Origin of the sequence: Streptomyces sp. NBC_01171, from assembly GCF_045039805.1 — a bacterium.
In the GTDB taxonomy this organism is placed as follows: Bacteria; Actinomycetota; Actinomycetes; order Streptomycetales; family Streptomycetaceae; genus Streptomyces.
On sequence record NZ_CP108609.1, the window covers coordinates 5700705 to 5718725 of the forward strand.

At 74.0% G+C, this 18021-nt stretch carries 17 protein-coding genes; 8 read left to right on the plus strand and 9 right to left on the minus strand.

All coding sequences use genetic code 11. The features are described from left to right. Position 1: 1 nt before the first annotated feature. Positions 2-673, minus strand: coding sequence for an MBL fold metallo-hydrolase (locus tag OG448_RS26310; protein ID WP_405557382.1), 672 nt, complete (start codon positions 671-673; stop codon positions 2-4). 158 nt (positions 674-831) lie between these two features. Here OG448_RS26310 and OG448_RS26315 point away from each other — a divergent pair, with 158 nt between their 5' ends. Next, the gene (locus OG448_RS26315; protein WP_405557384.1) at positions 832-1485 is read left to right on the plus strand and encodes a DedA family protein; all 654 of its coding nucleotides are present in this window, start codon (positions 832-834) and stop codon (positions 1483-1485) included. Positions 1486-1505: 20 nt separating this feature from the next. Here OG448_RS26315 and OG448_RS26320 read toward each other — a convergent pair whose 3' ends face one another. Then, the gene (locus tag OG448_RS26320; protein WP_376115059.1) at positions 1506-2033 is read right to left on the minus strand and encodes a gamma carbonic anhydrase family protein; all 528 of its coding nucleotides are present in this window, start codon (positions 2031-2033) and stop codon (positions 1506-1508) included. A 154-nt stretch (positions 2034-2187) separates the two neighbouring features. On the opposite strand from OG448_RS26320, the gene OG448_RS26325 reads away from it, so the two are divergent. The 3 genes from OG448_RS26325 to OG448_RS26335 all read left to right on the plus strand — a co-directional run bounded on the left by OG448_RS26325 (position 2188) and on the right by OG448_RS26335 (position 4277). Continuing rightward, a complete protein-coding gene (locus OG448_RS26325) occupies positions 2188-2952 on the plus strand; it encodes an acyltransferase (protein WP_405557386.1) in 765 nt (254 codons plus the stop codon). A gap of 163 nt (positions 2953-3115) precedes the next feature. Beyond that, positions 3116-3688, plus strand: coding sequence for a helix-turn-helix domain-containing protein (locus OG448_RS26330; RefSeq protein WP_405557388.1), 573 nt, complete (start codon positions 3116-3118; stop codon positions 3686-3688). 34 nt (positions 3689-3722) lie between these two features. Then, positions 3723-4277 (plus strand): YbaK/EbsC family protein, encoded by a 555-nt coding sequence (locus OG448_RS26335; protein WP_405557390.1) that lies wholly within the window; start codon positions 3723-3725, stop codon positions 4275-4277. Here OG448_RS26335 and OG448_RS26340 read toward each other — a convergent pair. Further along, positions 4274-4681: a CoA-binding protein gene (locus tag OG448_RS26340; protein ID WP_405558969.1), complete on the minus strand. Its 408-nt coding sequence runs from the start codon at positions 4679-4681 to the stop codon at positions 4274-4276. The genes OG448_RS26335 and OG448_RS26340 overlap by 4 nt on opposite strands. A gap of 140 nt (positions 4682-4821) precedes the next feature. Between OG448_RS26340 and OG448_RS26345 the strand changes: the two genes are divergently transcribed. Continuing rightward, a complete protein-coding gene (locus OG448_RS26345; RefSeq protein ID WP_405557391.1) occupies positions 4822-5559 on the plus strand; it encodes a hypothetical protein in 738 nt (245 codons plus the stop codon). A gap of 4 nt (positions 5560-5563) precedes the next feature. Here the strand turns inward: OG448_RS26345 and OG448_RS26350 are convergent, their stop codons facing one another. Continuing rightward, positions 5564-7546 carry an amino acid transporter gene (locus OG448_RS26350; RefSeq protein WP_405557392.1) on the minus strand — a complete coding sequence of 661 codons (1983 nt, stop codon included), beginning with the start codon at positions 7544-7546 and terminating at the stop codon, positions 5564-5566. Positions 7547-7669: 123 nt separating this feature from the next. Here OG448_RS26350 and OG448_RS26355 point away from each other — a divergent pair, with 123 nt between their 5' ends. The 3 genes from OG448_RS26355 (at position 7670) to OG448_RS26365 (ending at position 12526) form a co-directional block, all read left to right on the plus strand. Beyond that, entirely contained in the window at positions 7670-8296 is a 627-nt protein-coding gene (locus OG448_RS26355) for a YigZ family protein (RefSeq protein ID WP_405557393.1), read from the plus strand. Positions 8297-8375: 79 nt separating this feature from the next. Beyond that, complete coding sequence (locus tag OG448_RS26360) at positions 8376-9539, plus strand: exonuclease SbcCD subunit D (protein ID WP_405557395.1); 1164 nt, start codon at positions 8376-8378, stop codon at positions 9537-9539. Further along, on the plus strand, positions 9536-12526 hold the full coding sequence (locus OG448_RS26365; protein WP_405557397.1) for an AAA family ATPase: 2991 nt from the start codon (positions 9536-9538) through the stop codon (positions 12524-12526). The genes OG448_RS26360 and OG448_RS26365 overlap by 4 nt, the downstream gene beginning before the upstream one ends. Before the next feature lie 4 nt (positions 12527-12530). On the opposite strand, the gene OG448_RS26370 is transcribed toward OG448_RS26365, so the two are convergent. The 5 genes from OG448_RS26370 to OG448_RS26390 form a co-directional block, all read right to left on the minus strand. Beyond that, entirely contained in the window at positions 12531-13769 is a 1239-nt protein-coding gene (locus OG448_RS26370; protein WP_405557399.1) for a cytochrome P450, read from the minus strand. Between the two features lie 43 nt (positions 13770-13812). Further along, entirely contained in the window at positions 13813-15204 is a 1392-nt protein-coding gene (locus OG448_RS26375) for an NAD(P)/FAD-dependent oxidoreductase (protein WP_405557401.1), read from the minus strand. After that, on the minus strand, positions 15194-15454 hold the full coding sequence (locus OG448_RS26380) for a ferredoxin (RefSeq protein WP_405557403.1): 261 nt from the start codon (positions 15452-15454) through the stop codon (positions 15194-15196). The genes OG448_RS26375 and OG448_RS26380 overlap by 11 nt, the downstream gene beginning before the upstream one ends. A 107-nt stretch (positions 15455-15561) precedes the next feature. Further along, positions 15562-16233, minus strand: coding sequence for a hypothetical protein (locus OG448_RS26385; protein WP_405557404.1), 672 nt, complete (start codon positions 16231-16233; stop codon positions 15562-15564). A 90-nt stretch (positions 16234-16323) separates the two neighbouring features. Next, the gene (locus OG448_RS26390) at positions 16324-18012 is read right to left on the minus strand and encodes a DUF885 domain-containing protein (protein ID WP_405557406.1); all 1689 of its coding nucleotides are present in this window, start codon (positions 18010-18012) and stop codon (positions 16324-16326) included. Positions 18013-18021: the final 9 nt, after the last annotated feature.

Below are 18021 nucleotides of genomic sequence, written 5' to 3' on the forward strand. Positions count from 1 at the left end.
CTCACCGAGTCGCGGCGGCCGCTGCCCGCAGGGCCGCCGCCGCGCCGTGGACGACCGGGTCGCCGTGCCCGAAGACCGCCGTGTCCGCCTCCAGCGCGGCCATCCGGTGCAGCGACGCGACGGCCCGCGGGCGGTCGGTGTTGAAGACGCCCAGGACGGTCCGGCCGACGTTGGCCACCGCGTCGCCGGTGAACAACACCCCCGGCCCCGGCAGGTGGACGGCGATCGACCCGTCCGTGTGGCCGGGCACCGCGACCACCACCGCACCGCCGCCGAACTCCAGCACGTCCCCGTCCTCCACCTCCCGGTCCACCCGGCACACAGGAGCCGGGGGCAGCGCCGGAACTCCCGCCCGGATCGGGATCTCGAACTCCTCCAGCACCGGCGGCGCCCCCGCCGCCTCGCCCCGGATCACCGGCGCCTCCAGCCGGTGCGCCACCACCTCCGCCCCGTGCCTGGCGGCGAGGTCGGCCGCCGAACCGGTGTGGTCCTCGTGCCAGTGCGTGAGCACGATCCGCCGCAGCTCTCCGGCGAGCACCTCCTCGATCTCCGCCGCGCCGCCGGCCGTACCGGAGTCGATCAGGGTCAGTTCGTCACCGTCCCGCCACAGGTAGGCCGCCCCCACGGGGAAGCGGAGCATGTGCAGCGTGGGCAGTACCTCGATCAGGTCCATGCCTCCAGCCTGCGCGTCCGCCCGCGCGGCCATGCGCTCGTTCGCCGTGGGCTCAGCGGCCGTGCCCGTCGGCGGTGTGCGGCGACCGGGTAGCCTTCCCAGGGGTGCGCGTGTACGGCGCGCCCGGCAGGGTGCGACAGTGACTGGGAGGAACCGCGGTGCACGTGCAGGAATGGCTCGACTCGGTGCCCGCTGTCGCCGTCTACGCCCTGGTGAGCCTGGTGATCGGGCTGGAGAGCCTCGGCATCCCGCTGCCCGGCGAGATCGTCCTCGTCTCGGCCGCGCTCATGTCCTCCCAGCACACCGGTATCGACCCGTTCGTCCTCGGCGCCTGCGCCACGGCCGGCGCGGTGATCGGTGACTCCATCGGGTACGCGATCGGCCGCAAGGGCGGGCGCCCGCTGCTCACCTGGCTGGGGCGGAAGTTCCCGCGCCACTTCGGTGAGGCGCATGTCGCCACCGCCGAGCGGTCCTTCGAGAAGTGGGGCATGTGGGCGGTCTTCTTCGGCCGCTTCATCGCCCTGCTGCGCATCTTCGCCGGGCCCCTCGCGGGCGTCCTGCGCATGCCGTACTGGAAGTTCCTGATCGCCAACGTCCTCGGCGGCGTCGTCTGGGCGGGCGGCACCACGGCCGTCGTCTACTACGTCGGCATGGTCGCGGAGGACTGGCTCAAGCGGTTCTCCTGGGTGGCGCTGGTCGCCGCGATCGTCGTCGGCCTCGGCTCCTTCGTGGTCATGAAGCGCCGCTCCAAGCGCGGGGAGTCCACGGCGGAGGCCCCCGAGGCCGAGCCGGTCGGCGCCGACCAGGCGTAGGGGCCCCGCCCGCAGCCCTCCTACTCGTGCACGGCCCGGTGGGTCTTCGCCAGGTCCGCGTACAGCGTGCCGTTCAGGGTGACGCCCTGCCGCTCCTCCTCCGACAGTTCCCGGCGGACCTTCGCCGGGACGCCCGCCACCAGCGAACCCGGCGGCACGACCATGCCCTGCGGGACCAGGGCCTGGGCGGCGACCAGGGAACCGGCGCCGATCACCGCGCCGTTCAGCACCGTCGCGCCCATCCCGATCAGGCAGTCGTCCTCGACCGTGGCGCCGTGCACGACGGCGTTGTGGCCGACGGACACGCGCTCACCGATCGTCAGCGGGAAGCCGGGGTCGGCGTGCAGGGTGACGTTGTCCTGGATGTTGGCGTCCGCGCCGACGGTGATCCGCTCGACGTCACCGCGCACCACAGCCCCGTACCAGACGCTCGCGCCGGCCCGCAGCGTCACCTCGCCGATCACCGTGGCGTTCGGGGCGACGAACGCCTCCGGGTCGATCGCCGGTTCCCTGCCGCCGATGCCCACGATCAGGGCCTTGTGCGTCATCCGTGTCCACCGTCTCTCTGCCGGGCCAATGCGGGCGGGACCGCGCCGGGCGGTCTCCCCGCGCACGGTAGGGCATCGCGGGGCCGGCCGGATGGGGTGAAGATCACAGGCGCCCGGCGCCTCGCGGTGAGTGACCGCTGAGTAACGTGGGCGGGTGCCGAAGCGCAAGAACACGTTCTCCTCCTGGCGGCAGGGGCTCGCCCAGCGTGCCGTCCATGCCGTGTGGGGCTGGGCGCAGCGCAGCGGGGCGGTCACGGCCGGGCACCCGGGCCGCTTCCGGTTCGGTGCGATCGGTGAGGCCACCCGGCTCGCCTTCCCGCTCGGCACGGTCTTCGGCGAGCCCTGGATCACGCTCGGCTCGCACTGCATCATCGGCGAGCAGGTCACTCTCACCGCCGGTCTCATGCCCGACCTCGACCTCGGCCCCGACCCGATCCTGCGCATCGGCGACGGCGTGGTCCTCGGCCGGGGCAGCCACGTCATCGCGGACACCACGGTCACCATCGGCCGCGACTGCTACTTCGGCCCGTACGTCTACGTCACCTCCACCAACCACTCCTATGACGACCCGAACGAGCCCATCGGCCGCCAGTGGCCCCGGATGGAGCCCGTGGAGATCGGCCCCGGCTGCTGGATCGGCACCGGCGCGGTGATCCTGCCCGGCGCCCGGATCGGCCGGAACGTGGTGGTCGCGGCCGGCGCGGTGGTGCGCGGCCCGGTCCCGGACCACGCCGTGGTCGCCGGGGCGCCCGCCCGTGTCGTACGGCGCTGGACGTCTGAGGAGGGCTGGCAGCCGCCGCTGCGCACGCCCGCCCCGGTGCCGCCTCCGGCCGGGGTCACCTCCGCGCAACTGGGCGCGCTGGCCGGGCTGGACGAGGAGCAGGTCGAGCAGCTCGCCAAGCTGGACGCGGAGGGCTGAGCGGGCGGGCGCGTGCCCCGTACCGGACCGCGCAGTACAGTGCGGTGCACGGCCGGGTGTGGTGCGCCGCGGTCCCGTGCACCCGATCCGGTCATTCCTTCCCGTGACCGACGAGGCCCCTGTGACCTCTGTGACTCCCGATGTGACTTGCAATGGACGTGATGTGGCGGACCTCGACCTGCTGACCCAGTCCCTGGCGCGCAACGTCCGCCGCTGGCGCACCGAGCGCGGCTTCACGCTGGACACGCTGGCCGCCCGCGCCGGGGTCAGCCGGGGCATGCTCATCCAGATCGAGCAGGCCCGCACCAACCCCAGCATCGGCACCGTCGTCAAGATCGGCGACGCGCTCGGCATCAGCGTCACCACCCTGCTCGACTACGAACAGGGGCCCCGCGTCCGGGTCGTCCCCGCCGACCAGGCGGTCCGGCTCTGGCACACCGAGGGGGGCAGCTACAACCGGCTGCTGGCCGGCACCGAGGCGCCCGGCCCGCTGGAGCTGTGGGACTGGAAGCTGATGCCGGGCGAGCACAGCAGCGCCGACCCGCACCCCTCCGGCACGGTCGAGCTGGTCCACGTCACCTCCGGCGAACTCACCCTGGAGGTCGACGGGGTACGGCACGCGGTCCCGGCCGGGGCGAGCGCCACCTTCGAGGCCGACACCCCGCACACCTACGGCAACGAGGGCGACCTACCGATGCGGATGGTGATGGCGGTCTCCGTGCCGCCGGTGCGCTGACGGGCGCTCCCGCGCGGGCTGTTACGGTGCCGCCATGCGCGCCCCCATCGGAGACTTCGACAACGCCCTCCCCGCCCCCGAGGCCCTGGCCGAACTGACCGCACCGGTCGCGGAGGCGGTACGGAACTGGCAGGGGTCCGTCCCCGCCGAGCAGATCCTGTACGTCGACACCGACCCGGACCTCGCGGACACCGCCGTCTTCGTCCAGCACTACGGCGCCGACCTGCCCGAGGTGAGCGCCAACTGCGTGGTGGTCGCGGGCAAGCGGGGCGGCGAGACCACGCTCGCCGCCTGCCTGGTGCTGTCCCGGACGAAGGTCGACGTCAACGGCACGGTCCGCCGCCAACTGGGCGCCCGCAAGGCGTCGTTCGCTCCGATGGACCTGGCCACCGGCGAGACCGGCATGGAGTACGGCGGCATCACCCCGCTCGGACTCCCCGCCGTCTGGCCGGTGTTGATCGACTCTGCCGTGCTGGACCTGCCCTACGTCCTCGTCGGCAGCGGCCGCCGGCGCGGCAAACTCCTGGTGCCGGGCAAGGCGTTCGCGGAGATCCCCGGCGCGGTCGTGGTCGAGGGGCTGGGCGTCTAACCCAGGCGGGGGATCTCGATCGCCGGGCAGGCGTCCATCACCATCTTCAGGCCCGCCGCCCGCGTCCGCTCGTACGCCGCCCCGTCCACCACGCCGAGCTGGAACCAGACCGCCCGGGCGCCCTTGGCCACCGCCTCGTCGGCGATCGCGCCGGCCAGCTCGCTGTTGACGAACACGTCGACCACGTCCACGTCGAACGGGATGTCGGCGAGGCTCGCGTACCCCTGCTCGCCCGCCACCGGTTCCGCCTTCGGGTGCACCGGGACCACCCGCTTGCCGTACCGGCGCAGCACCTCCGCGACCCCGTAGGCCGCCCGGGACCGGTTGTCGGAGAGGCCGACCACCGCCCAGGTGTCGCCCAGACCGGTCAGGATGGTGCGGATCGTCGCCTCGTCGCCGTACACGGCGGCCTCCTCCAAGCGCGGGAACTGTGCCGTGGGGGGAACAGCGGGCGCCGCGCGCCGATTCCCCCGCTTGCCCGCCACGCTGTCCGGAATCGGCACAAGGTGCTGCGTCCGGGCCTTCGCGCGCCTACGCTCGCTGCGTGCTGCGCATCCTCGACGCCCGGACCGGTGAGCCCGTCCCCGCCACCCCCGCCCGCCGGGGCCTGACCCGTGTGGAGGCCCACGCGGGCGGCCTCGACCTGACGGCGCTGCGGGTCCTGCTCACCGCCGACCTCCTCGTCCGTGCCCTGGAGCTGGGCGGCACCCCCGTCTGGACCATGCTCACCGCACCCCACGAACAGGCCGAACTCGGCACGGCGGCGACGGCGTTGAGCATCCGCCCCTTCGAGGACAGCCGGGACGTGGCATCGGGCCTGGGGGAGGCCCAGGTGGTGCATGTGCGGGCCGCGACCGAGGAGCCGCCCGCCGCCGGAGTGGTGGTCGCCGTGGCTCCGGCCAGGTGGGACGGGGCCGACGAGGACGTGCAGGGGCTCCTGGCCGACCCCGGCGCCCTGCGCCTGGCGCTGCTCTCCGTGCCGCGTGACGAGCCCGCCGAACTGGGCGCGGGCGCGCTGGAGGAGGCCGCGCGGACCGCTGCCGAGTGGCGGACCGGGGTGGCCCGCTGGGCGAACCAGCCCTCGCGCCCGGTGCCGGACGAGGTGCGGGCCCGGCTGCGCGCGGCCTGGGAGGACGATCTGGACCTGCCCGGCGTGCTGACGGTGCTGCGGGACGTGGCGAACGCCCCGGACCTCCCCGACGGCGCCCGCTTCGAGACCTTCCTCTACGCCGACCGGCTCCTCGCCCTCGACCTCGCGGGGGAGCTGGGCAACCCCGTGTGAGCCGTCAGCCGACGTGTACCCACGGCCGCCGCTCCGGGTCCGGTTCCGCGCGGCGCAGCACCTCGCGGGTGACCGGCGCCGCCTCGCCGTTGCCGAAGACCAGGAACTGGAGCAGATGGCCGACCGGGTTGCCCTCGGTCCAGTTGAAGTAGACGTGCGGCACCTGCCCGGTACGGTCGCGCAGGGCCAGCAGCACGGCGGCGATGGTGTTGGGCACCGTGGGCCCGTCCGCGCGCAGCCGTCGTACCCCGTGCTTCTCGTCGCCGTGGACCGTGATCTCGCCGGTGAACTCGGAGGAGTCCTGGACGAACACCTCCAGGAACACCACGGAGGCGCCCTTGGGGAGCCGGGTGTGCTGGCGCTGCTCCCGCTCCTTCTCCCGGTACTCCCGCTTGCTGTGCTCCTGCGGCTCGTTGGCGATGAGCTGGAGGGGGCCGTGCTCGGCGGCCTCGTCGATGATGCGGAGTGCGGCATCGTCGAACACCACGTCGGTGGCGCGGAGTTCGAAGGCCCGGTGCACCCGCGAGCCGATCGAGGTCAGCACGATCAGCACGATGAAGATGGACGCGATCTTGATGCCGTCGGGCCGCTCGATCACGTTGTCGACCAGGGTGTAGGCGAAGGCGGCGGTGATCATGCCGAAACCGATCGTGGCCGCCCGGTGCCCGCGCCGGTGCACGGCGACCGTGGAGGCGAAGGCCGCCGACAGTATCAGCACCAGCACGCCGGTCGCGTACGCCCCGCTCTGCGCGTCCACGCTGGCGTGGAACCACAGGGTGATCAGCACGGCCGCCACCAGGAACACCAGCACCAGGGGCCGCACCGCCCGTGTCCACTCCGGGGCCATGCCGTAGCGGGGCAGATAGCGCGGGACCAGGTTGAGCAGCCCGGCCATGGCGGAGGCGCCCGCGAACCACAGGATGGTGATGGTGGAGAGGTCGTACACCGTGCCGAAGATCTCGCCGAGGTACTGGTGGGCGAGATAGGCGAGGGCGCGTCCGTTGGCCGGGCCGCCGGTCTTGAAGTCCTTCTCGGGGATCAGGATCGTCGTCGCCAGGCTGGAGAGCAGCAGCAGGCAGCTCATGATCAGCGCGGCGGTGGTGAGCAGCTTGCGGGCGCCCCGGATACGGCCCGCCGGGTGCTCGTAGGTGTCCTCGGCGCCGCCCTTGATCTGAGGCATCACCGCGACGCCGGTCTCGAAGCCGGACATGCCGAGCGCGAGCTTGGGGAAGACCAGCAGGGCCACGCCGACCATGGCGAGCGGGGAGGAGTGCTCCGCCGTCATCAGGTGCGTCCAGTCCTCGATCCGCACCGGGTGGGTGAGGATCTCGTAGGCGCAGACCGCGAGGACCACCACGTTGAGCGCGAGATAGGTGGCGACCAGGACGACGGCGATCCCGATGGCCTCCTGGAAACCCTTCAGGAAGACCGCGCCGAGCAGTCCGAGCAGGACCAGGGTGATCCAGACGCCCCTGCCCTCGGTCCAGTGCGGGGCGAACGGGTTCTCCATCACGTGCGCGGCGGCGTCCGCCGAGGACAGCGTCATGGTGATCATGAAGTCGGTGGCGGCGAACCCCAGCAGCACCAGCACCAGGATCTTCCCCGACCACCAGGACAGCAGCCGCTCCAGCATGGCGATCGAGCCCTCGCCGTGCGGGCTCTCGTGCGCGACCCTGCGGTACACCGGGAGCGCGCCGAACAGGGTCAGCGCGATCAGCACCAGGGTGGCCAGCGGGGAGAGGGCGCCGGCCGCGAGGGCGGCGATGCCGGGCTGGTAGCCGAGCGTGGAGAAGTAGTCGACGCCGGTCAGGCACATCACCCGCCACCAGTGGTGCCCCTCCTGGTCCGGGCGCGGGGTGCGGTGCGGCCCCGGATGGCGGGCGGTGCGCTCGCTCAGGCCCTCCAGCAGCCAGCCTCGGCAGCGGGCCCGCACGGAGTCCGGGGCGGGTCCGCCGGGGTCCGCGGGCTGCACGGGGACGCTGGTCATACGCTGCTGCCTCCTCACCCGCGGCCCACCTCGCGGGCCGCCCGATCGCTGAGCGCGTCTGCCCCGCATCCTCCCCCGCACACCGACCGCGTCGGTGCGCGGCGCTCCGCATAGGCTGGCGGGATGCAGGACGAGTACCGCACAGTGGCCCGCGCGGGTGTGCACGAGACCGAGATCAACCGCTCCCGCTTCCTGTGCGCGCTCGCCCCGGCCGCCACCGAGCGGGAGGCGCAGGAGTTCATCGCCGGTGTCCGCAAGGAGCACGCGGACGCCACGCACAACTGCTGGGCGTACGTCATCGGCGCCGACGCCTCCACCCAGAAGGCCAGCGACGACGGCGAGCCCGGCGGCACCGCCGGGGTGCCCATGCTCCAGATGCTGCTGCGCCGCGACATGCGGTACGTGGTCGCCGTCGTCACCCGGTACTACGGCGGGGTGAAGCTCGGCGCGGGCGGGCTGATCCGGGCCTACGGCGGCTCGGTCGGCGAGGCGCTGGACGCGGTCGGCACCCGCACCCGGCGCCGCTACCGGCTGGCCACGGTGACCGTCGACCACCAGCGCGCGGGCAGGGTGCAGAACGACCTCCGCTCCACCGGCCGCGAGGTCCGTGACGTCCGCTACGGCGAGGCGGTCGCCATCGACATCGCCCTGCCGGACGCCGACGTGGACGCCTTCCGCGGCTGGCTCGCGGACGCCACGGCCGGCTCGGCGAGCCTGGAGCTGGGTGGCGAGGCGTACGGGGACGCCTGAACCGGGCCAATCGGGCATAACGTTCAAATCCGAAGCGACCGGGGCGCGTTGTCCGACCCTCCCGTTAGTCTCGGGGTCCATGAGACTCCTGCACACCTCCGACTGGCATCTCGGCCGGGCCTTCCACCGGGTGAACATGCTCGGCGCCCAGACCGAGTTCATCGGTCACCTCGTCGCCACCGTGCGCGAGAAGGCCGTGGACGCCGTCGTGGTGTCGGGAGACGTGTACGACCGCGCGGTGCCCCCGCTGGCCGCGGTCGAGCTGTTCGACGACGCCCTGCACCGGCTCGCCGAGCTGGGCGTGCCCACCGTGATGATCTCCGGCAACCACGACTCGGCCCGCCGGCTGGGCGTCGGCGCCGGTCTCATCGACCGCGCGGGCATCCACCTGCGCACCGACCCGGCCGCCGTCGGCACCCCGGTCGTCCTCACCGACGACCACGGCGATGTCGCCTTCTACGGGCTGCCCTACCTCGAACCCGCCCTGGTGAAGGACGAGTTCGCCGTACCGAAGGCCGGACACGAGGCCGTGCTCGCCGCCGCCATGGACCGCGTCCGCGCCGACCTCGCCGCCCGCGCCCCCGGCACCCGCTCCGTCGTCCTCGCCCACGCCTTCGTCACCGGCGGCGAGGCCAGCGACAGCGAACGGGACATCACCGTCGGTGGAGTGGCCGCCGTGCCCGCCGGGGTCTTCGCCGGCGTCGACTATGTCGCCCTGGGCCATCTGCACGGCTGCCAGCGGATCACTGACCGCGTCCGCTACTCCGGCTCCCCGCTCGCCTACTCCTTCTCCGAGACCGACCACCGCAAGAGCATGTGGCTCGTCGACCTGGACGCCCAGGGCGCCGTCACCGCCGAGCGCCTCGACTGCCCGGTGCCGCGCCCGCTCGCCCGTATCCGGGGCCCGCTGGAAGAGCTGCTCGAAGACCCCGCGCTGAGCCGCCACGAGGACGCCTGGGTCGAGGCCACCCTGACCGACGCCGTCCGGCCCGCCGACCCCATGGCCCGGATCGCCGCCCGCTTCCCGCACACCCTCAGCCTCGTCTTCGCCCCCGACCGCGCCCCGGACGACCCGGCCGTCTCCTACGCCCGCCGCCTCGCGGGACGCAGCGACCAGCAGATCGCGGAGGACTTCGTCGCCCATGTGCGCGGCGCCGCCCCCGACGACCGGGAGACCGAAGTGCTGCGCGACGCCTTCGACGCCGCGCGCGCCGACGACGCGGTGCGGGAGGTCGCCAGATGAGACTGCACCGGCTCGACATCACCGCCTTCGGCCCCTTCGGTGGCGCCCAGAGCGTCGACTTCGACGCGCTCTCCGCCGCCGGCCTCTTCCTGCTGCACGGCCCGACCGGCGCGGGGAAGACCTCCGTCCTCGACGCCGTCTGCTACGCCCTCTACGGCTCCGTCCCCGGCGCCCGGCAGGGCGGCCAGGGCACCCACCTGCGCAGCGACCACGCCGAACCGGGCACCCGCACCGAGGTCCGGCTCGAGCTCACCGTGGCCGGACGGCGGCTGGAGATCACCCGGCAGCCGCCGTGGGAGCGTCCCAAGAAGCGCGGCACCGGCACCACCCTGGACAAGGCCCAGACGTGGCTGCGCGAGTACGACGCCGTGCGCGGCACCTGGAAGGACCTCAGCCGCTCGCACAACGAGATCGGCGAGGAGATCACCCAGCTCCTCGGCATGAGCCGCGAGCAGTTCTGCCAGGTGGTCCTGCTGCCCCAGGGCGACTTCGCCCGCTTCCTGCGCGCCGACGCCGAGGCGCGCGGCAAGCTGCTCGGCCGCCTCTTCGACACCCAGCGCTTCGCCGACGTGGAGAAGCGGCTCGCGGAGCGCAGGCGCGCCACCGAGGCACGGGTGCGCGAGGGCGACACCGCGCTGCTCGCCGACGCCCACCGCATGCAGCAGGCGGCCGGTGACGCCATGGAGCTGCCGGACCTCGCGCCCGGTGATCCGGGGCTCGCCGGCGCCGTCCTCGCGGCGGCGGCCGTCGCCCGCAGCACCGCCCGCGAACGCCTCACCGTCGCCCACTGCGGGCTCACCGCCGCCGAGTCCGCCCACACCCGCGCCCAGGAGGAACTGGCCGGCGCCCGCGAACTGGCCACGCTCCAGCGCCGGTTCACCGAGGCCCAGGCCCGCGCCACGCGCCTCGCGGAGCGGGCGGGGGAGTACGAGGAGACGCGGGCCCGCATGGAGCGCGGCCGTAAGGCCGAGACCGTGGCGCCCGCGCTGGAGCTGCGCGAGGACGCCGAGAACGCGCACCGGCGGGCCGCCCGGGCCGAGGAGAACGCCCGGCGGGCCCTGCCCGAGGACCAGGCCGACTCCGGCGCCCCCGGCCTCGCGGCCGCCGCCCGGCGGACCGCCGAGGAGCTGGGCGGTCTCGCCTCCGCCCGCCGCGCCGAGCGCCGGCTCACCGAACTGCTCGCCGAGCGCGCCGGGCTCGACCGGGAGGAGCGCGCTGACGAGGACGCCGCCCGCGAGGCGGACGCCTGGCTCGACGGCTGGGAGCCCGCCCGCGCGGCCCTCCAGGCCCGTATCGACTTCGCCCAGGAGGCCGCCTCCCGCGCCGAGGCCCTCGCCGTCCGGCGCGACCCCGCCCGGCGGCGGCTCGACGCGGCCCGCCGCCGCGACCGGCTGACCTCGGACGTCGCGGCCGCCGAACGCCAGGCGCTGGACTCCGGGCAGCGCGCCCACGACCTGCGCGGACGCTGGCTCGACCTCAAGGAACAGCGCCTGACCGGCATCGCCGCCGAGCTGGCCGCCCACCTCACCGACGGCGTCCCCTGCGCCGTCTGCGGGGCCACCGAGCACCCCGCCCCGGCCGGCAAGGACGCCGGACACGTGGACCGCGACGCCGAGCAGCGCGCCTTCGACGAGCACCAGGAGGCCGAGCGGGGCCACGCTGAGCACAAGCAGCGCGGTGCCGAGCTGCAAGCCGCGCTGGACGCCGTCACCGCCGAGGTCGGAGACACCCCCGCCGACCGCATCGCCGCCGAAGTCACGGAGCTGGAGCGCGAGTTCGAGCAGGCCCGCCGGGACGCCTCCGCACTGCACGCCGCGCACGAGGAGCTGCGCCGGGCCGAGGCGGAGCGCGAGCAGCGGCTCCAGGCGCGCCAGCAGTCCGCCGTACGGGCCGCCGCCCGGCTGACGAGGCGCGACACCCTCGACCGTGAACAGACCACCCTCGAAGCTGAGTTGACGCGGGCGCGCGGAACCGCCGAGAGCGTCGCCGCCCGCGCCGCCCAACTGGAGCGGCTGGCGGCCGTGCTCACCGAGGCCGCCGAAGCCGCTCGTACGGCCGAGGAGGCGGCCGTACGCCTGAAGGACGCCGACGCCCGACTCGCCGACGCCGCCTACCGCGCGGGCTTCGACACCCCCGGCGCGGCGGCCGGGGCCCTGCTGGACCCGGCCACCCACCGCGCCCTCCAACACCGCTTGGACGAACGGCAGTCGGAGGAGTCCGCCGTACGCGCCGTCCTCGCCGAGCCCGAGACGGTGGCGGCCTCCCGGCAGGCCCCCGCCGACCTCGTCGCGGCGGGGGAGCGCGCCGCCGGGGCCGAGCGACGGCTGCGGGAAGCAGCCTCCGCCCGCGACGAGGCCGCCCGCCGCACCACCGAGCTGGACCGGCTCTCCGCCCGCGCCGGGGACGGCGCCCGGCGCCTCGCCCCGCTGCGCGAGGAGTACGACCGGGTGGCCCGGCTCGCCGCCCTCGCGGCCGGCACCAGCGCGGACAACGAGCGCCGTATGCGCCTGGAGTCGTACGTCCTGGCCGCCCGCCTCGAACAGGTCGCCGCCGCCGCGACCGCGCGCCTGAGGCTGATGTCCGCCGGGCGCTACACCCTCGTCCACTCCGACGACCGCAGCGGACGCGGGCGCAGCGGGCTCGGGCTGCACGTCGTGGACGCGTGGACGGGGCGGGAGCGGGACACCGCGACCCTGTCCGGCGGTGAGACCTTCTTCGCCTCGCTCGCGCTCGCCCTCGGCCTCGCCGACGTGGTCACCGACGAGGCGGGCGGGGTCCGGCTCGACACCCTCTTCATCGACGAGGGCTTCGGCAGCCTGGACGACCAGACCCTCGACGAGGTGCTCGACGTGCTGGACTCGCTGCGCGAACGCGACCGCAGCGTCGGCATCGTCAGCCACGTCGGCGACCTGCGCCGCCGCATCCACGCCCAGTTGGAGGTCGTCAAGGACCGGACCGGGTCGTCGCTGCGCCGGCGCGGGACCTGAGAGATCAGGGCAGCACCCCGTCGATGGCGAGGGGCAGATGGCGCGGCCCGCGCAGCACCGCGTTCGGCCGGTACGGCGGCGGGTCCGCCACCAGCCGGGGGTTGTCCAGCCGCCGCGCCAGCTCGGCCAGCGCGATCTGCGCCTCCAGCCGGGCCAGTGGCGCGCCGAAACACGTGTGGATGCCGCTGCCGAAGCCGAGGTGCTGGAGGTCGTCCCGGTCGGGGTCGAAGCGCTCGGGGTCCTTGAAGCGCTCCGGGTCCCGGTTGCCCGCGGCCAGCATCAGCCAGATCCGGGAGCCCTTGGGGATCGTCACCCCGCGCACCTCGATGTCGGTGATGCAGGTGCGCTGCGGCACGAGCTGCACCGGAGGCTCGTAGCGCAGCAGCTCCTCCACGATGTTGACCGCCAACTCCGGTTCTTCCCGCAGCCGCTGGAGGTACTCGGGATGTCGCAGCAGGGTGAGCATGCCGTTGGCGATCAGGTTGACGGTGGTCTCATGACCGGCGATCAGCAGCAGGACGGCCGTGCTGAGCACCTCCATCATGGTCATGGCACCGTCCGGCCCCTTCCCGGCGGCCAGGTCGGACAGCATGTCGTCGCGCGGGTCCTTGGTGCGCTCCTCCACCAGTCCGGCCAGATACATGCCGAGCTGGGTCCGCGCCTCCTGCGTCTTCCGCACGAACTCGGGGTCCGCGCCCTGCCGGGTCTCCGGGTCGAGGCTCGCCACCAGCGGGTCGACCCAGGACCGGAACCGGGGCTCGTCCTCGCGGGGGACCCCGAGCAGCCGGCAGATCACCGTCACCGGGAACGGATAGGCGAACTGGTCCACCAGGTCGATCTCGGTCTCGTCCGCGAGCCCGTCGATCAGCTCGGCGACGATCCCGTGCAGCTCGCCCCGCATGTCGTCGATCCGGCGCGGCTCGTGCGGCGGCCCGAACGCGCTGTTGGCGATGCGCCGCAGCCGGTCGTGCTCCGGCGGGTCCAGCCGGATGAACGACGGCGGCAGCCCGGTGTTCTCCGCCTGGTTCAGCTCGTCCGCGCCCGCCGCCGCCAGGTTCGCCGCGTCCGAGCTGATCCGGGGGTCGTGCAGCAGGCTCTCGATGTCCCAGTACGAGGAGATGACGTACGGGCCGTCCTCCTCCTCGTGCAGTACCGGTGTGCGGCGCAACTCGGCGTAGAGCGGGTAGGGGTCGGCGCGGTTGGCGAAGTCGGTGATCCGGGCCACCAGCGAGGGTTCGGTCATGACAGGTCCTTGGAGCGTCGGGGGCGGCGGGGCCGGACGGCGGTCAGTGGTGGCCGGGGGTGAAGACCAGCCGGCGGTCGGCCGGTGAGTAACCGCTGAGGGTCACGGTCGGGCCGTGGGTCGGCAGGGCCGGGTCGGGGAAGTCCGCCGCGACCGGCCGGCGCCCCTCCGGGCGCCGGTCCACCGTGGGGTACTCCACCGGGAAGGGCGCGCCCTGCTCGATCTGCCGCTGGCAGTACTCCAGCCAGCGGGCGTTGTCGAAGGTCACGGCGGCCACGATCCGGCCCTTGTACCCGTACACGCCGACGAACCGGCGCTCGGCCGTGGACCCCTGGATGATCATCAGCTCGTCGCCCATGGGCGGCACGCCCACCGACTTGATGTTCACCCCGAACTGCGAGGACCAGAAGGCGGGCATCCACATGTGCGGGCGCCGGTCGGAGGCGGGGCAGATCATGTTGTGCGCGGCCGTCTCCGCCTGCGCCACCGCGTTGCCCCAGTGCTCCAGCGACAGGAACTGGTAGCCGAACAGCGCGTGCGGGGAGCGGGCCACGTCACCGGCGACGAACACGTCGTCCGTGACGATCCCCCGGAAGTCGAACGCCCGGCACCCCGCGTCGCTGGCGATGCCGCGCGGCCCCGCGCCGAGCCCCGAGCCGGTCAGCCACTCGGTGTTGCGCAGCGAGCCCAGCGAGACCACCACGACGTCGGCCTCGACCACGCTCTCGTCGGACAGGTGCACCGCCCGCACCCGGCCCATCGGGTCGCCCTCCAGCGCGGTGACGGTGACATGGGTGCGCAGGTCGACGCCGTTCTCCTGATGGAGGTCGGCGGCGACCTCCCCGATCACCCCGCCGAGCGCGCCCACCAGCGGGGCGCCCGCGCGCTCCGCGACCGTGACCTCCAGGCCCATCTCCCGGCAGGCGGAGGCCACTTCCGACCCGGCGAACCCGGCGCCGATCACCACGACCCGCTTCGCCCCGGCCCGCAGCCGCTCGGTGAGGGCGGTCGCGTCGTCGCGGGTGCGCAGCACGAAGACGCCGTCCAGCTCGGCCTCCTCCGGCACCGGCCAGGGGCGGGCGCGCACGCCGGTGGCGATCAGCAGCCGGTCGTACTCCACCTCCTCGCCGTCGGCGAGCAGCACCCGCTTGCCCGTCAGGTCCAGCCCCGCCGCCGGGACCCCGAGCCGCCACTCGGCGTCCAGATGCCGGCGCCGGGGCAGCTCCGTGTGCTGCGGGGACGCCTTGCCCAGCAGCACCGCCTTGGACAGCGGCGGCCGGTCGTACGGCTCGTACGGTTCGTCGCCGATCAGGGTGAGGGAGCCGGTGAAGCCCTCCGCGCGCAGCGTCTCGGCCGCCCGCAGCCCGGCCAGCGAGGCGCCGACGATCACGATGCGGCCCTCGCGGCGCAGCCAGTCCACGTAGTCAGCGGCCATCGCGCGGCTCCCAGGGGGCACCGGAGAAGACCGGCGCAGGTTCGACGGGGGCGCCCTCGTGCAGACCCTCCACCGTGATCGCCTGCACCGGGCAGGCGGCGGCCGCGCGGGCGACCGCGTCACGGTGTTCCTCGGCGGCGAGCGGGTTGTAGAGCAGCGCCTCCTCGCCGTGCATGGTGAACACGTCGGGGGCGAGGAACGCGCACTGGGCGTATCCCTGGCACTTGTTGAGATCGACGACGATCCGCATCGACGCTGCGCCCTTTCCGGTGGCCCGCTCCGGTCGTCCCCCGACCGCAAGCATCGGCGTGCCGGTGCGTGGCCCGCGCGCCGGGACGTGCCGATCGGGTGAGCCGGTCAGGTCAGGGTCACCCGCCGCCGGCGCCCGCCGACCAGCAGGATGTGCACGCTCAGCAGCAGCGACCAGGCGGGGAAGACCAGTTCCGCCCAGGGCACGTTGGAGGAGACGAAGAGCAACAGCAGCGCGGTGACCGCGCCCACCACCGTCAGCCAGCGCGGCAGCACGCCCATCCGCTTGCCGATCACCGACATGGACGACACGAAGACGGCCGCCATCCGCATCGCGTAGTCCGTCATCAGCGTGTACGCGAAATGGCGGCCGAAGTCCCAGGTGGCGAGCGACGGCGTGGTGCCGGCGGGGTGGGCCACGGCCAGCACCGCCGTGGCGGAGGCGGCCGCGCCGAACAGCATCGCGGTGAAGACCAGCCCGCTGCCCAGCAGCACGGTCGCCAGGAACCGGTCCTCCACGTCGCCCACGTGCGCGCGCACCGCGCCCAGGAACCACAGGAAGAAGATGCCGGCGAACGGGATCAGTGCCAGCGCCGCCCGTACCGCGTCCCGCCGCGCGGAGTCCGTGAACCCCGCGGCGCCGACGGCGTTCGCCCCCTCGGGGATGCCGAGCCGCATCAGCACGATCGTCGCCGCCAGCAGCAGCGCGAACACCACCCCGGCCAGCCCGGCCGCCCGGGGCGTCTCGAGCGCTCCCTGACCAGGCCCGTTGCGCTGCATGAGCGGCCCACCTCCATCGTGCGACGGCCCCCGCACCAGCAAGCAGCCGGTACGGGGGCCACGCCACCCGGGCAGGGCCGTACGGCCGAGTCAGAGCCGGGACAGCTCGTCCACCAGGTCGTCCAGGCCCAGCGATCCCTGGGACAGCGCCGCCATGTGCCAGGCCTTGGGGTCGAAGGAGTCGCCGTGCCGCTCCCGCGCCCGCTCCCGGCCCAGCAGCCAGGCCCGCTCGCCCAGCTTGTAGCCGATCGCCTGGCCCGGCATCGTCAGATAGCGGGTCAGCTCGCTCACCACGAAGTCCGCCGGACGGCTGCTGTGCGCCCGGAAGAACTCCTCCGCCAGCTCCGGCGTCCACCGCTCACCGGGGTGGAACGGCGAGTCCGCCGGGATCTCCAGCTCCAGGTGCATGCCGATGTCGATGATCACCCGGACCGCGCGCATCATCTGCGCGTCCAGATAACCGAGCCGCTCCTCCGCGTCCGTGAGATAGCCCAGCTCGTCCATCAGCCGCTCCGCGTACAGCGCCCAGCCCTCGGCGTTGGCGCTGACCATGCCCACCGTGGCCTGGTAGCGGGACAGGTCGGCCGCGACGTGCGCCCACTGCGCGAGCTGGAGGTGATGGCCGGGCACCCCCTCGTGGTACCAGGTGGACACCAGGTCGTACACCGGGAACCGGGTCTCGCCCATCGTCGGCAGCCAGGTCCGGCCCGGCCGGGAGAAGTCCTCCGAGGGACCCGTGTAGTACGGGGCCGCTGCGCCGCCCGGTGGGGCGATACGGGACTCCACCCGCCGTACCCGCTCGGCGAGTTCGAAGTGGGTGCCGTCCAGGTCCGCGATGGCCCGGTCCATCAGGCCCTGGAGCCACTCCCGGACCTCGTCCACGCCCTCGATGTGCCGGCCGTGCTCGTCCAGGTGCGCCAGCGCCGCCCACGGCGTCTGGGCGCCCGGCAACACCTTCTGCGCCTCCTTCTCCATCTCGCCGAGCAACCGGTGGAACTCCGCCCAGCCGTAGGCGTACGCCTCGTCCAGGTCCAGGTCGGTGCCGTTGAAGTAGCGGGCGCTGCGGGCGTACCGCTCGCGGCCCACCGTGTTCGGGGCGTCCGCGACGGCCGGGGCGTAGACGTCCCGCATCCAGTCGCGCAGGGCCGCCACCGAGGCCGTCGCCGCGCGGGCCGCCTCGTCCAGCTCCGCGCGCAGCGCCTCGGGACCGGCCGCGGCGAAGTCCTCGAACCAGCCGCGCCCCTCGCCGGTGTCCGCCCACTCGGTGAGCTGCTCGACGAAGGTGGCCGTCGGCCGGGGCGCCGCGTACAGGCCGCGCTCCAGACCGAGGGCGAGGGAGGCGCGGTAGCCCTCGTAGGCGGCCGGGACCGCGCGCAGCCGCTCGGCGAGGGCCGCCCAGTCCTCCTCCGTCTCCTGCGGGGTCACGCTGAAGATGTCCCGCACCGAGTGGCCCGGCGTGTGCATGTTGCCGACCGCGCGCAGGTGTTCGTGCGCGTCGTGCATGGCCAGTTCGGCGGTCAGCCGCTCCCGCAGCAGCCGCCCGCAGCGGCGCTCGGCGTCAGATTCCGCGCCGGGCAGGCGCTCGGCCTCGTCCAGCCGGGCGAGCGTCGTACGCGCCAGATCGGCCAGCGCCTCCTGGCCGGTGGGGGAGTAGTCGGGCAACCGGCTGGAACTCTCCCGCACACCGAGATAGGTGCCGGTGACCGGGTCGAGGGCGATGAGGTCGTCCACATAGGCGTCGGCGACCTGACGGGGCAGCAAGCTCTTGGTGTCGGACATGGCGCCCAT